General features: G+C 63.7%; 10 protein-coding genes and 3 tRNA genes. 9 read left to right on the top strand and 4 right to left on the bottom strand.

Annotated features, from left to right (window positions below; translation table 11 throughout):
- The first annotated feature begins 183 nt into the window (after nt 1-183).
- The 4 genes from ACG97_RS11090 (at nt 184) to mnmC (ending at nt 6,413) form a co-directional block, all read left to right on the top strand.
- Nucleotides 184-492, top strand: a complete 309-nt coding sequence (locus ACG97_RS11090; protein WP_047967425.1) for a DUF485 domain-containing protein — start codon at nt 184-186, stop codon at nt 490-492.
- Nucleotides 489-2,168, top strand: coding sequence for a cation acetate symporter (locus ACG97_RS11085; protein WP_047967424.1), 1,680 nt, complete (start codon nt 489-491; stop codon nt 2,166-2,168). Before ACG97_RS11090 ends, ACG97_RS11085 begins: the two co-directional genes overlap by 4 nt.
- A 79-nt stretch (nt 2,169-2,247) precedes the next feature.
- On the top strand, nt 2,248-4,218 hold the full coding sequence (gene acs, locus ACG97_RS11080) for an acetate--CoA ligase (RefSeq protein WP_047967423.1): 1,971 nt from the start codon (nt 2,248-2,250) through the stop codon (nt 4,216-4,218).
- 206 nt (nt 4,219-4,424) lie between these two features.
- Nucleotides 4,425-6,413 (top strand): bifunctional tRNA (5-methylaminomethyl-2-thiouridine)(34)-methyltransferase MnmD/FAD-dependent 5-carboxymethylaminomethyl-2-thiouridine(34) oxidoreductase MnmC, encoded by a 1,989-nt coding sequence (gene mnmC, locus ACG97_RS11075; protein ID WP_047967422.1) that lies wholly within the window; start codon nt 4,425-4,427, stop codon nt 6,411-6,413.
- Between the two features lies 1 nt (nt 6,414).
- Here mnmC and ACG97_RS11070 read toward each other — a convergent pair whose 3' ends face one another.
- Nucleotides 6,415-7,200, bottom strand: coding sequence for an alpha/beta fold hydrolase (locus ACG97_RS11070; RefSeq protein WP_047967421.1), 786 nt, complete (start codon nt 7,198-7,200; stop codon nt 6,415-6,417).
- Between the two features lie 128 nt (nt 7,201-7,328).
- On the opposite strand from ACG97_RS11070, the gene dsbD reads away from it, so the two are divergent.
- Entirely contained in the window at nt 7,329-9,083 is a 1,755-nt protein-coding gene (dsbD, locus tag ACG97_RS11065; RefSeq protein ID WP_047967420.1) for a protein-disulfide reductase DsbD, read from the top strand.
- Between the two features lie 143 nt (nt 9,084-9,226).
- Here dsbD and rlmD read toward each other — a convergent pair whose 3' ends face one another.
- The gene (rlmD, locus tag ACG97_RS11060) at nt 9,227-10,765 is read right to left on the bottom strand and encodes a 23S rRNA (uracil(1939)-C(5))-methyltransferase RlmD (protein ID WP_047967419.1); all 1,539 of its coding nucleotides are present in this window, start codon (nt 10,763-10,765) and stop codon (nt 9,227-9,229) included.
- Between the two features lie 150 nt (nt 10,766-10,915).
- Here rlmD and ACG97_RS11055 point away from each other — a divergent pair, with 150 nt between their 5' ends.
- From ACG97_RS11055 to ACG97_RS11040, 4 genes are all read left to right on the top strand, one after another.
- Complete coding sequence (locus ACG97_RS11055; protein WP_082133741.1) at nt 10,916-11,794, top strand: L,D-transpeptidase; 879 nt, start codon at nt 10,916-10,918, stop codon at nt 11,792-11,794.
- 67 nt (nt 11,795-11,861) lie between these two features.
- Nucleotides 11,862-11,937, top strand: a tRNA-Ala gene (locus ACG97_RS11050).
- 6 nt (nt 11,938-11,943) lie between these two features.
- A tRNA-Glu gene (locus ACG97_RS11045) sits at nt 11,944-12,019 on the top strand.
- A gap of 7 nt (nt 12,020-12,026) precedes the next feature.
- Nucleotides 12,027-12,102: transfer RNA gene (locus ACG97_RS11040), tRNA-Ala, on the top strand.
- 68 nt (nt 12,103-12,170) lie between these two features.
- Here the strand turns inward: ACG97_RS11040 and ACG97_RS11035 are convergent.
- Together ACG97_RS11035 and ribA are read right to left on the bottom strand one after the other, a co-directional pair.
- Nucleotides 12,171-12,680 carry a hypothetical protein gene (locus ACG97_RS11035; protein ID WP_156168017.1) on the bottom strand — a complete coding sequence of 170 codons (510 nt, stop codon included), beginning with the start codon at nt 12,678-12,680 and terminating at the stop codon, nt 12,171-12,173.
- A 64-nt stretch (nt 12,681-12,744) separates the two neighbouring features.
- A complete protein-coding gene (ribA, locus tag ACG97_RS11030; RefSeq protein WP_202902754.1) occupies nt 12,745-13,377 on the bottom strand; it encodes a GTP cyclohydrolase II in 633 nt (210 codons plus the stop codon).
- Between the last annotated feature and the right edge of the window lie 6 nt (nt 13,378-13,383).

Raw genomic sequence — 13,383 nt, 5'->3', positions numbered from 1 at the left:
CTCCATCAATAAAGTAAATACTCGAACGCAAGTACCTAATAAAAAAGAAAAATTCTCGAAAAAAACGGTGACGTTAATTCCTGTTATCAGAAAAAACGATTAGCCACATCGGCGAGTCGACTTTTAGATTGCAGGCACACGCTAACCGCACTTGCGGCCGGCGAGAAATGGGAGGAGACAACGATGAATGAAGATATCCTTACACGGGTACAAAGCAACCCCAAATTCAAAGAGCTTGTTCACAAGCGGACCCGCCTTGGCTGGCAGCTGAGTATCCTGATGCTGGCTATCTACTACGGTTTTATCCTGGTGCTGGCCTTCGCACCTAATGTGCTTGGTGCATCGCTGTCGGGCGGAACCACTACGGTCGGCATTCCGGTTGGCATTTTCATCATCATCTCGGCATTCGTCCTGACCGGCATCTATGTGCGCAAGGCCAATACCGAGTTTGACCAACTGAACCAACAAATCGTCGAGGATGCCAAACAATGAAAAGCTGGACGAAAACCCTCTGCGCCACCGCGCTGACCGGCCTGCCGGCTCTGGCACTGGCCGCCGGCGCCTTTGAAGGCGAAGTCACCAAGCAGGCGACCAACTGGCACGCCATCATCATGTTCTTCCTGTTTGTCGCGTTCACCATGGGCATTACCTACTGGGCCTCGCGACGCACCCGCTCCGCCAGTGACTTTTACACCGCCGGTGGTGGCATTACCGGTTTCCAGAACGGTCTGGCGATTGCCGGTGACTACATGTCCGCCGCCTCCTTCCTCGGTATCTCGGCAATGGTGTTCGACAAGGGCTACGATGGCCTGATCTACTCCATCGGCTTCCTGGTCGGCTGGCCGGTCATCCTGTTCCTGGTGGCTGAACGCCTGCGCAACCTCGGCAAGTTCACCTTTGCCGACGTGGCCTCCTACCGTCTGCAACAGACGCCGGTACGGACCTTTGCCGCGACCGGCACCCTGGTGGTGGTGGCGCTGTACCTGATCGCGCAGATGGTTGGTGCCGGCAAGCTGATCCAGCTGCTGTTCGGCATGAGCTACTCCTCCGCGGTGATCCTGGTTGGCATCCTGATGGTGATGTACGTCACTTTCGGCGGCATGCTGGCTACTACCTGGGTTCAGATCATCAAGGCCGTCATCCTGCTTGGCGGTGCCAGCTTCATGGCGTTCATGGTACTGGCCACCGTTGGCTTCAGCCCTGAGATGATGTTCCAGAAAGCGGTCGCCATCCACGCCAAAGGCGCCGAAATCATGGCACCGGGCAAGGCTGATCCGATCGACTCGATCTCGCTGGGCCTGGCACTGATGTTCGGTACCGCCGGTCTGCCACACATCCTGATGCGCTTCTTCACCGTGTCCGACGCCAAGGAAGCCCGCAAATCGGTGTTCTACGCAACCGGCTTCATCGGCTACTTCTACATCCTGACCTTCATCATCGGTTTCGGCGCAATCATGCTGCTGCTGGAACAGCCATCGATGATGGAAACCGTGGTCAAGAACGGCAAGGAAGTGACCCAGCTGATCGGCGGCAGCAACATGGCGGCGATCCATCTGGCCAACGCGGTTGGTGGTGACCTGTTCCTCGGCTTCATCTCCGCAGTTGCCTTCGCCACCATCCTGGCGGTGGTTGCCGGTCTGGCCCTGTCCGGTGCATCGGCGGTATCGCATGACCTGTACGCCTCCGTAATCAAGAAGGGCAAAGCCAACGAAGCCGACGAGATCCGTGTCTCGAAGATCACCACCGTGGTACTGGGCGTGATCGCGATCCTGCTCGGCCTGCTGTTCGAAAAGCAGAACATCGCCTTCATGGTTGGCCTGGCCTTCTCGATCGCCGCTTCCGCCAACTTCCCGGTACTGTTCCTGTCCATGTTCTGGAAAGGCCTGACCACTCGCGGCGCGGTAGTCGGCGGCTTCATCGGCCTGATCTCCGCAGTTGGCCTGATCGTGATGGGCCCGGCGGTATGGGTAGACGTGCTGAAGCACGAAACCGCACTGTTCCCGTACAAGAACCCGGCGATCTTCTCGATCACCCTGGCCTTCGTGTTCACCTGGCTGATCTCGGTACTCGACAAGTCCAAGTCGGCGGTTGAAGAAAAAGCCAAGTTCGAAGCACAGTTCGTACGCTCGATGACCGGTATTGGTGCCGCAGGTGCATCCAAACACTAAGCGAGTCGTGTAAAAATGGCCGCACCCGTACGGGTGCGGCCAGTTGCTGTCCGCGAATCATGTTTGCAAGGAACGCTTTATGTCTACTCTTGACTCCATCCTGCGCGAAACCCGCAGCTTTGACCCGGCAGAAGACTTCCGCCGCAAGGCCACGGTTTCCGGGCCGGACGCCTACTACGCGCTGTGCGAACAGGCCGACGATCACTACCTGTCCTTCTGGGGGGATCTGGCGCGAGAGCTGATCAGCTGGAAAAAGCCGTTCTCGCGCGTGCTGGACGACAGCAATGCACCGTTCTTCAAATGGTTCGACGATGGCGTGCTCAACGTTTCCTACAACTGTCTGGATCGCCATCTGGCCGTCAACGCCAACAAGATTGCCCTCATTTTTGAAGCGGATGACGGTGACGTCACCCGCGTTACCTATTCCGAGCTTCACCGCCGCGTCTGCCAGTTTGCCAACGGCCTGAAGTCGCTGGGCGTCAGCAAAGGCGACCGCGTGGTGATCTACATGCCGATGGTGATCGAAGCCATCGTCGCGATGCAGGCCTGCGCCCGCATCGGCGCCATTCACTCGGTGGTATTCGGCGGTTTCTCCGCCGGCGCGGTACACGACCGCATCCAGGATGCCGGTGCCAAGGTAGTGGTCACCGCCAACGAAGGCCTGCGCGGTGGCAAGATCGTGCCACTGAAGGCGATGGTCGACGAAGCGCTGGCGATGCCGGGCAGCGAAACGGTGATCGCCACCGTGGTCTACCAGCGCACCAATAACGGCGCCAGCACCTGGCACGACGGCCGCGACATCTGGTGGCACAAGCTGATCGACGGCCAGCCGGAATCCTGCGAACCGGAATGGATGCAGGCCGACGATCCGCTGTTCATCCTGTACACCTCCGGCTCCACCGGCCGTCCGAAAGGCATCCAGCACAGCAGCGCCGGCTACCTGCTCGGCGCCCTCAACAGTTTCCGCTGGGTCTTCGACTACAAGCCCAGCGATGTATTCTGGTGCACCGCCGATGTCGGCTGGATCACCGGCCACTCCTACGTCTGCTACGGTCCGCTGGGCATGGGCGCCACCCAGGTCATTTTCGAAGGCGTGCCGACCTATCCCGATGCCGGCCGCTTCTGGCGCATGATCGAGCAGCACAAGGTCACCACCTTCTACACCGCACCGACCGCGATCCGCACCCTGATCAAGCTCGGCGCCGAACTGCCGAAACAGTACGACCTGTCCAGCCTGCGCCTGCTCGGCACCGTCGGTGAGCCGATCAACCCCGAGGCGTGGATGTGGTACTACGAGATGGTCGGCGGCGAGCGCTGCCCGATCGTCGACACCTGGTGGCAGACCGAAACCGGCTCCGCGATGATCGCGCCGCTGCCCGGCGCCATCGCCACCAAGCCCGGCTCCTGCACCCTGCCGCTGCCCGGCATCATGGCCGACATCGTCGACGAGTCCGGCGCCCCGGTAGAGCCGGGCAAGGGCGGCTTCCTGGTGATCAAGCGGCCGTTCCCGTCGCTGGTGCGCACCATCTGGAACGACCCGGAGCGCTTCAAGAGCACCTACTTCCCGGAAGAGTTCAACGGCCAGTACTACCTCGCCGGCGACTCCGCCAACCGCGACGAAAGCGGCTACTTCTGGATCATGGGCCGCATCGACGATGTGCTGAACGTGTCCGGCCATCGCCTCGGCACCATGGAAATCGAATCGGCACTGGTGGCCAACCCGCTGGTGGCGGAAGCCGCGGTGGTCGGCAAGCCACACGAGGTCAAGGGCGAGGCGGTGGTCGCCTTTGTGGTACTGAAAGGCCCGCGCCCGACCGGCGAAGAAGCCAAGCGCCTGACCGCTGAACTGAAAAACTGGGTAGCGCACGAGATCGGCAAGCTGGCGCAGCCGGACGACATTCGTTTCGGCGACAACCTGCCGAAAACCCGCTCCGGCAAGATCATGCGCCGCCTGTTGCGCTCCATCGCCCGCGGCGAGGAAATCGCGCAGGACGTGTCGACGCTGGAAAACCCGCAGATCCTGAGCCAATTGCAGGAGAGTGCCAGCTGAGCGGCCTCTCCCCCGAGCTGTCCTTGTAAACCGCACGCGTGCTGCATCACCGTGCGGTTCTTTTTATTTGCGGCAACACAAGGTTGGCCGCAATCCGCCTGCGGCCAACCTTGCGGCGACCGTCCGGCTGCCGGACAATAGCGCCCAGCCATTTACAGACCCCTGCCCGGTTGCGCACCGGCCATTCGCGAAGTCAGCACCCCATCATGAGCCAAGCTTTTCCGCCCGCCCGTCTTGACTGGAGCACCGGTCAACCCGTTTCCGCCGATTACGGCGACGTCTACTTTTCCCGGGAAAGCGGCCTTGATGAAACGCGTCACGTGTTTATCGAGCACAACCAGCTGCCGCAGCGTTTCGCGGCGCTGGCGCCGGAACAGCTGTTCAGCATCGGCGAGACCGGCTTTGGCACCGGCCTGAACTTCCTGGTCGCCTGGCAATGCTTCCTGCAGCACGCGCCAGCCAGCGCGCGGCTGTCTTTTGTCAGCACCGAGAAACACCCGCTCACCGCCGCCGACCTGACGCAGGCACAGGCGATGTGGCCGGAGCTGGCCACCCAGGCCGCGGCGCTGCAACAGCAATACGACGCCATGGCGCCGGGCTGGCACCGTTTCGTGCTGGAAGACGGCCGCGTGATTTTGACGCTGCTGATCGGCGACGTGCTGGAGACCCTGCCGCAGCTGGAGGCGCGCATCGACGCCTGGTTCCTCGACGGCTTTGCCCCGGCCAAGAATCCGGAGATGTGGCAGCCGGCTCTATTCCAGCAGCTGGCACGGCTGTCGCACCGCGGCACCACGCTGGCCACCTTCACCAGCGCCGGCATCGTGCGCCGCGGGCTGGAGGACGCCGGCTTCAGCATCGAGAAAGTCGCCGGCCATGGCAAGAAGCGGGACATGACACGCGGTCAGCTGCAGCACCCGCCGCACGCCGAGTGGCGCGCGCCATGGTATGCACTCCCGCAACAAACCATCAGCGAGCGCAGCGCGGTGGTGATCGGCGCCGGCATCGCCGGAGCCAGCGTCGCGCGCAGCCTGGCCAACCGCGGCTGGCAGGTCACCGTGCTCGACCGCCACCCGCTGGCGGCGCAGGAAGCCTCCGGCAACCCGCAGGGCGTGCTGTACACCAAGCTGTCGCCACACTTCACCCCGCTGACCCAGCTGGTGCTGTCCGGCTACGGCTACACCCTGCGCACGCTAAGCCAGCTGCTGCCGGAAGACGGCGTACAGTGGCGGCGCTGCGGCGTGCTGCAGCTGGCCGGCGACGCCGCCGAAGAGAAACGCCAGCAAGGCCTGGCCGCCGCCGGGCTGTCGCCGCACATCCTGCGCCGCGTCGATGCCGCCGAAGCCTCCGCCATCGCCGGCATCGAGGTCAGCCAAGGCGGGCTCTATTTCGAGCAGGGCGGCTGGCTGAACCCGCCCAGCCTGGTCAACACGCTGCTGACGCACCCCAACATCACCCTGCGCCTGGGGGAAGCGGTGACCGAGCTGGCGCAAAACCCGGCCGATGGCGGCTGGGTGGCGATGGGCAGCAGCGATCCGCTGGCGATCGGCAGCATTGCCGTGGTCGCCACCGCCAACGACACCATGCAATTCGACCCGACCTACTACCTGCCGGTGAAGCGCATCCGCGGCCAGGTCACCGAGCTGGCCGCCACCGCCGCCAGCGGCCAGTTGCAGACCGTACTGTGCGGCGAGGGTTATATCGCCCCGGCACGCCAGGGCCGGCACTGCCTCGGCGCCACCTTCAAGTTCGAATACGAAGACCTGGCGGCCAACGATGCCGAGCACACCGAGAACCTGGCGATGCTGGCCGGCATGGCGCCACAGCTGTACCAGGCACTGGGTGGTGACGGCATCACCGCGGCACAGTGCCACGGCCGCGCCGCGCTGCGCTGTACCAGCCCGGACTACCTGCCGATGGTCGGCGCCGTCGTCGATCGCGACGCCTTCCTCGACTGCTACCAGCCGCTGGCACGCGACGCTTCGCTGAAGCTGACCGCCGAAGCGCCGCTGATCAGGGGGCTGTATGTCAGCACCGCCCACGGCTCGCGCGGCATGGTCACCGCGCCGCTGGCCGGCGAAATCATCGCCAGCCTGCTGAACGACGAGCCGGCGCCGCTGCCAAGCAGCATCATGGATGCCGTCAACCCCAGCCGTTTCCTGGTGCGCGACCTGATCCGCCAGAAACACCGCGATTGAGTCAGACGGCCAGTTGCGCCATGATCAGCGCCGCGGTGGCCTGCGGCTGCTCCAGCGGAAACAGGTGCGAACCTTTTTGCACAACGATGTTCACAGCGAAGTGCTTGCGCATAAAGGCCAGATCGGCCGGCGTCAGCACATCGCTGTCCTCGCCGGCGACAAACACCGTCGGCACCCGCAGCTGTCCCTTGTAGCGGGGCACCGAATGCGGCAGCGTGTTGTAGATCGCGTTTTCGATCACCGGCCGGAATTTCAGACGGCGGCCGCCATCGGCCGTCGCCACCGTGCCCAGCGCGGCATAGTCGTGCAGGCAGTCGGGATCGAAGCGGGCAAACATCGGCTTGCGCGCGAAATAGTCGTACACCGATTCGACGCTGGCCCAGTTGTCGCGCCGCTTCAGGGTGTTGCCGCCCGGCGTCACGCGCTCGATGAAGCCCAGTTTTTTCGCCAGCCAGATGCCGCGCGAACGCAGCGGCCCCATCAGCGGCGAATCGAGAATGATCAGCTTGCTGAACAGCTCCGGGTGGCGGATGGCGGCAAAGAACAGGATGAAACCGCCCAGCGAGTGCCCGACGCCGACCACCGGCCGGTCATAATGCTGGCGCATATAGGCAACGGTCTCCTCGACCAGATGCGGCCAACAGTCGGTCACCGGATAGCGCGGATCGTGGCCGATGCAGTCAAGGTAGCCGACGTGGCAGCCCTGTTCGCGCAGCGACTGGTGCAATTTGCCGTACACCGACGCCGGAAAGCTGTTGGCGTGGGCAAAATGAATGATGGGGGTCATGGCAGGTGCTCCTCGTGCCCCATAGTATATCAAGCGTTTGCTTGGCAAAATATGGGCGGTACGTTTAGCCACGACCGCACCGTCGCAACAACCAATCAAGGCACCGCCGTTATGGCGGTCACAAGCTCATGAACAAGCGCATTTTCTCTTTCCTCACCCGTTGCCTGCTGTGGCTGAGCCTGCTGCTGCCTCCCCTTGCCCACGCGCTGGATCAGGACGACCTGCTGCCGCCGGAGCAGGCGTTTGCCGTCACCGCCGAACGCCAGGGATCACAGCTGCGACTGACGGTGACCGTCGCCGACGGCTACTACCTGTACCGCGACCGCAGCCGTTTCGAGACGATACCGGCGGCGCTGATCGCGCAGCAGGCCTTGCCCGCCGGCAAGCCCAAGGACGACCCCTACTTCGGCAAGCAGGCTACCTACCCGCCGGGGGCGACCGTGATGCTGCTGACGCTGCGCCCGGACGCGCCACAGCAGTTCACCCTCAAGGCCACGGTACAGGGCTGCGCCGATGCCGGCCTGTGCTACCCGCCCTACACCCACACCCTCGCGATCGGCGGTGACAGCAAGGCGCTGTCGCCCTGGCTGCAGCCGGCCGGCGCGCAGGGCGACCCCTCGCCGCCGCCGCGCGAAGGCCTGGCCGCCACGCTGGCGGCCTTCTTTGCCGCCGGTCTGGGCATGGCATTCACCGCCTGCATGTACCCGCTGCTGCCCATCGTGTCGTCGCTGATTGCCGGTCAGGGCCAGCACCTCACCCGTCGTCGCGGCTTCTTGCTGGCGCTGACCTATGTCCAGGGCCTGGCGGTCAGCTACACCGCCATCGGCATCGTGGCCGGCCTGACCGGCAGCCTGCTCAGCGTGTGGCTGCAGCAGCCGGCGGTGATCCTCGGCGCCAGCCTGCTGATGGTGGTGTTTGCGCTGGGCATGTTCGATATCGTTTCCATCCAGCTGCCGTCCAGCTGGCAGACCCGTCTCGCCGCCTCCAGCAACCGCCTGTCCGGCGGCCATATCGTGACCGTGTTCGGCATGGGCGTGCTGTCGGCGCTGCTGATCGGCCCCTGCGTCGGCCCGCCGCTGGCGCTGGCACTAGGCTATATCGGCCAGACCGGCGATGCCTGGCTGGGCGGTATCGCCCTCTACGCCATGGCGATGGGGCTGGGCCTGCCGCTGGTCATCGTCGGCACCTTTGGCGGCCACGTGCTGCCCAAAGCCGGCATGTGGATGAAGACAGTCAAGGCGGTGTTCGGCGTGGTGATGCTGGCGGTGGCGATCTGGCTGGCGACGCCATTCCTGCCAGCCATCGTGGTGATGCTGCTGTGGGCGGCACTGGCGCTGGCCAGCGCAGTGTTCCTGAAAGCGTTTGATCCACTGCCAACCAACGCGTCGTCAGTGCTCAAGCTGGGCAAGGCGCTGGGCCTGCTGCTGGCGCTGGTCGCCACCCTGCAGCTGATCGGCGTGTTCAGCGGCGCCAAATCGGCCCGCTACCCGCTGGCCGCACTCGGCGCCACCGCAGGCAGCAGCAAGCCGCAGTTCCGCACCATCGGCAGCGTGGCCGAACTGGATGCCGCCCTCAATGCCGCCCGTGGCCAGCCGGTATTGCTGGATTTCTATGCCGACTGGTGCGTGTCCTGCATCGAGATGGAAGACACCACCTTCCGCGACCCGGCGGTACAGCAGGCCATGGCCAAGGTGGTACTGCTGAAGGCCGACGTCACCGCCAACCTGCCGGCGCACCAGGCGCTGCTGCAACGCTTCGGCCTGTACGGTCCGCCGGGCATGATCTTCTTCGACCGCCACGGCAATGAGCAGCAACGCCTCATCGGCTACAGTCCGGCCGACGAATTCCTGCCGCTACTGCAACGCCAGCAAAGCGGCGGCTGAGGCCATTGCGGCCAATGTTGGCCGCAACCGACGGCCGTGGCACGGCTGAGCGCCGTGTTCCAAATAACGCTATCGCGCACAAAAACAGGCCGCCGGTTCGTACCGGCGGCCTGTCCTGTCACTACTGCACGCAGTGCCGCGTGTTACGGCGCCGGCTTGTCGGTCACACTGGCCAGATAGGCGGCACGACGGGCCTCTTTCGCGGCCACCTTCTCCGCCACTTCGACCGCCTTCTCGGCGGCAGCCAGCGCCTCGCGCTCCTGGCGGGCCGCCATCGACGCGGCACGGGCCGCCTCGCGCACCGCCTCTTCCGCCGCCTCCATCGCCTCGACTTCTGCATTGGTCTTGCACGGACCCGTTTTCTCGAACCAGGCCACCGACTCTACGTGGCCGGTGTGCGGGAACATGTTGATGATGCCCGCCGTTTTCAGGGTGTAGCCCTTGGTATTGACCAGTACGCCGGCATCGCGCGCCAGCGTGGCCGGATTGCACGACACATAGACGATGCGCTGCGGTGCGGTGTCCTCGGTGATCGCCTTCAGCAACTGCATCGCGCCGTCGCGCGGCGGGTCGACCAGCATCTTGTCGAACTTGCCCAGCGCCGCGAACGATGCCTCGGTTACCTCGAACAGGTTGGCCATCTCGTAGCTGACCTTGTGCTGCAAGCCGTTGTGGGTGGCGTTTTCCACCGCCCGCTTCACCAGCGCCTCGCTGCCTTCCATGCCGTGCACGATGGCACCGCTGCGCGCGATCGGCAGCGTGAAGTTGCCGATGCCGCAGAACATGTCGGCAATGCGCTCGCCGGCCTGCGGATCCAGCAGCCGCAGCGCGCGGCTGACCATCACGTTGTTGATTTCCGGATTGACCTGGGTGAATTCGGTCGGGTAGTACGGCATCTCGACGTCGAAATCGCGCAGGCGGTAGGTCAGCTTCGGCGCATCCAGCGGGTAGATCGGATAGCAGGTCTCCGGCCCTTTCGGCTGCAGCCAGATCTGTACCGTGCGCTGCGGCGTGGAGTGACGGTCGGAGAACGCCTGCAGCAAGGCGAAATCGGCCTCGGTGATGTCGTCCATATTGCGGAACACCAGCACGTCCAGCTCGGCACCGACCGCAATTTCCACCTGCGGCATGCGGTTGTAGATCGACAGTCTGGCGATCAGCTCGCGCAGCGGCACGATCAGCGCCGAGATGTGCGACGGCAGGATGTGGCACTCGCTCATGTCGGCAATGAAGCTGGAACGCTTCTCGTGGAAGCCGACCAGCACGCCGTCCTTTTTCGCGACATAGCGCGCCGACAGGCGGGCACGGTGGCGATAGCCCCAGGCGGCGCCGGCAATCGGCGGCATCACCACCTCGGCCTTGACCCGGCCGATATGCTGCAGGTCGTCTTCCAGCACGCGCTGCTTGATGGCGACCTGCGCCGAAAACTCGACGTGCTGCATCGAGCAGCCGCCACACACGCCAAAATGCGGACAGGACGGATCGGTGCGCAGGAAGCTTTCCTTCAGCACATCCACCACGTCGGCATTCTCGTAACTCTTCTTGACGCGATAACTTTGATAAGTCACTGTTTCGTATGGCAACGCGCCATCGATGAAGATGGCCTTGCCATCGACACGGGCAATGCCGCGACCTTCGTGGTCCAGCGACTCGATATGGGCAACTACAGACGCTTGAGTCATTGTTTCAGCAAGTAAAAAGGCAAAAGACAAAGTCTGGAATTGTCGCAGAAAGCGCCACAAAAAGCACGGTGCACCGCCACATTTGGCGGATGTTGCCGTCCGGCGTATCTGCTAACATCGGAGTATCCGTTTATCCTGAATCGCCAGAGAATGAAATTTTCGTCCCTGCTTGCGGCCTGCACCCTGGCCGCCACCGTCTCCAGCCATGCCATGACGCCGGAGCCGGATGTCCTGGTCAGCAGCGCCGGCCAGCACTTGGTCGTCAACCTGCCGCAAACCCGTGTTTTCCTGTATCAGGACGGCACGCTGGTAAACAGTTATCCGGTGGCGGTCGGCAAAATGATCACCAACACCCCGACCGGCAACTACGCGGTCACCGGCATCTACCGCAACCCGGTATGGCACGTCCCGAAATCGATCCAGGAAGAAATGGCGCGTGCCGGCAAGCCGGTGCAGACCACCGTTGCCGCCGGGCCGGACAATCCGCTGGGGCCCGTGTTCATCCGCTTTGGCGAAACCAAGCTCGGCCTCGGCTTTCACGGCACCAACCAGCCCGCCAGCGTGCCCGGCTTTCGCAGCCACGGCTGCGTGCGCCTGCGCAGCGAGAACGCGCTGGCACTGGCCGACTGGGTAGATATCGGCGCCGCGGTCACCATCAGCTACCAGACCACGCTGCTGAGCGAGGACAGCGCCGGTGAACTGTGGCTGCACGCCTATCGCGACAGCTACAAGAAGGACGACATCGTGCCGCAACTGCTGGCGGAGACCCTGCTCAACTGGCAGCAGGAGAACCAGCGCCCGATCCACGGCAAGCGCGTCGACCAGGCCTTCCGCGAGCGCAACGGCAAGCCGGTGTGCCTCAGCTGCAGCAACACGCAAAACAACCGCATCACCGGCACCCTCAACACCGTACGCTGGCTGAGCCCGCCACCGGAAACCACCGACGAGCAGCCGGCCGAACTGCCGCAGCTGGACAGCAACAGCGCCCGTGCGCCACGCAACGCGCAGCTCAAGCAGAAAAGCGCTTGACGCCATAAAAGCCTCGGGCTATAGTGCGCACCTCGCTGACGAATCAACCGGTTCTTCAGCGTCCCGTGGGGGTATAGCTCAGCTGGGAGAGCGCTTGCATGGCATGCAAGAGGTCAGCGGTTCGATCCCGCTTATCTCCACCACAATTTGTCCCTATCGTCTAGAGGCCTAGGACGTCGCCCTTTCACGGCGATAACCGGGGTTCGAATCCCCGTGGGGACGCCAGCATTTCGGGGGTATAGCTCAGCTGGGAGAGCGCTTGCATGGCATGCAAGAGGTCAGCGGTTCGATCCCGCTTATCTCCACCAAATAAACAAAAAACCGGCTCACGAGCCGGTTTTTTGTTTTTCCGATCCACTTTCAGATCAAGCCCATCCTAGCGCAATGCCTGCTCGCTCTGCTGCAGCGCCTGCTGCAGGTGCTGCACCTCGCTGCGCTCGCCGGCCCGTGTCACCGCCCGCGACACGAAGTGGCAGATATTGAATATCCCCGCAAGTCGCGGCGCCACCGCTGCGCGCCACGCCGGCCGCGCACACTGCGGCCATAACGGCACCAGTCGCTGCAACACCTGGCTTACCTGCTGCAACTCCTGCAGCAGGCCGTAGGAAGGATGACCGCCGCCGAGCAGGGCACGCTCGCGCATGCTGTACAGCCGCTCTTCCAGCAACTGCAACAGGTGCGCCAGCTCCGCCTCCAGTTGCGGTAGCTCCAGCGCCGCCGGATGCTCGTCCGGATCCAGCTGCTGTGCATGCTGTGCCAGCAGACTGAGCTGGAAGGCATCCTGCGGCACCGCCGGCCCGGCGCCCGTCGCATGGCGCAACTCCGGGGTGCGCGGCAACTGCTCACCCACCGGCAACGCCGGCCCTACTGCCGTTACCTTGACCATGGCACACGCCCTTTCCTGTCATGCCCGACACTGACCTTATCGGCCAGCTTGCCGGATCATGAAGTCAAAGACCGAACAAATGACCCAGCTTGGCTTTCTTGGTGTCGAGATAGTGGTCGTTGTAGGCATTGCGGCCAACCTGCAGCGCCACGCGCTCGGCCACCTCAATGCCGGCCTGTTGCAGGGTGTCGATCTTGCGCGGATTGTTGGTCATGATGCGCACCGCCGTCACTCCCAGATGCGCCAGCATCTCGCGCGCGATGCGAAAGTCGCGCATGTCGGCGGGGAAACCCAGCCGTTCGTTGGCCTCAACGGTATCGGCGCCACCATCCTGCAGCTTGTAGGCGCGGATCTTGTTGATCAGGCCGATGCCGCGCCCTTCCTGGCGCAGATACACCAGCACGCCCCGCCCCTCGGCGGCGATTGCTTCCAGCGCGGCCGCCAGCTGGAAACCGCAGTCACAGCGCAAAGAAAACAGCGCATCACCGGTCAGGCATTCGGAGTGGATGCGGGTCAGCGGCGCACCGTCAGTCACCTCGCCCAGCGTCAGCACCACGTGCTCGCGCCCTCCGACTTCTTCAAAGCCGTGCATGTCGAAAACACCCCACTGCGTGGGTAACTGGCAGGTTGCGACATAATCGACGCGCACCGGAGAATCAGGCTGAGTCACGTTGGCTTCCACTTGTTGTGCATTCATCTGGAA

Origin of the sequence: Vogesella sp. EB (assembly GCF_001037925.1) — a bacterium.
GTDB classification, from domain to species: domain Bacteria; phylum Pseudomonadota; class Gammaproteobacteria; order Burkholderiales; family Chromobacteriaceae; genus Vogesella; species Vogesella indigofera.
The sequence above is the reverse complement of the archived record's forward strand: the minus strand, read 5'-3'. Positions and strand labels throughout refer to the sequence as shown.

Excerpts from the sequence above, each read along its gene's own strand:
- ACG97_RS11055 (WP_082133741.1), top strand. The coding sequence starts at position 10,916 with ATGAAATTTTCGTCCCTGCTTGCGGCCTGCACCCTGGCCGCCACCGTC.
- ACG97_RS11070 (WP_047967421.1), bottom strand. The coding sequence starts at position 7,200 with ATGACCCCCATCATTCATTTTGCCCACGCCAACAGCTTTCCGGCGTCG.
- ACG97_RS11090 (WP_047967425.1), top strand. The coding sequence starts at position 184 with ATGAATGAAGATATCCTTACACGGGTACAAAGCAACCCCAAATTCAAA.
- ribA (WP_202902754.1), bottom strand. The coding sequence starts at position 13,377 with ATGAATGCACAACAAGTGGAAGCCAACGTGACTCAGCCTGATTCTCCG.
- ACG97_RS11085 (WP_047967424.1), top strand. The coding sequence starts at position 489 with ATGAAAAGCTGGACGAAAACCCTCTGCGCCACCGCGCTGACCGGCCTG.
- rlmD (WP_047967419.1), bottom strand. The coding sequence starts at position 10,765 with ATGACTCAAGCGTCTGTAGTTGCCCATATCGAGTCGCTGGACCACGAA.
- acs (WP_047967423.1), top strand. The coding sequence starts at position 2,248 with ATGTCTACTCTTGACTCCATCCTGCGCGAAACCCGCAGCTTTGACCCG.
- ACG97_RS11035 (WP_156168017.1), bottom strand. The coding sequence starts at position 12,680 with ATGGTCAAGGTAACGGCAGTAGGGCCGGCGTTGCCGGTGGGTGAGCAG.
- mnmC (WP_047967422.1), top strand. The coding sequence starts at position 4,425 with ATGAGCCAAGCTTTTCCGCCCGCCCGTCTTGACTGGAGCACCGGTCAA.
- dsbD (WP_047967420.1), top strand. The coding sequence starts at position 7,329 with ATGAACAAGCGCATTTTCTCTTTCCTCACCCGTTGCCTGCTGTGGCTG.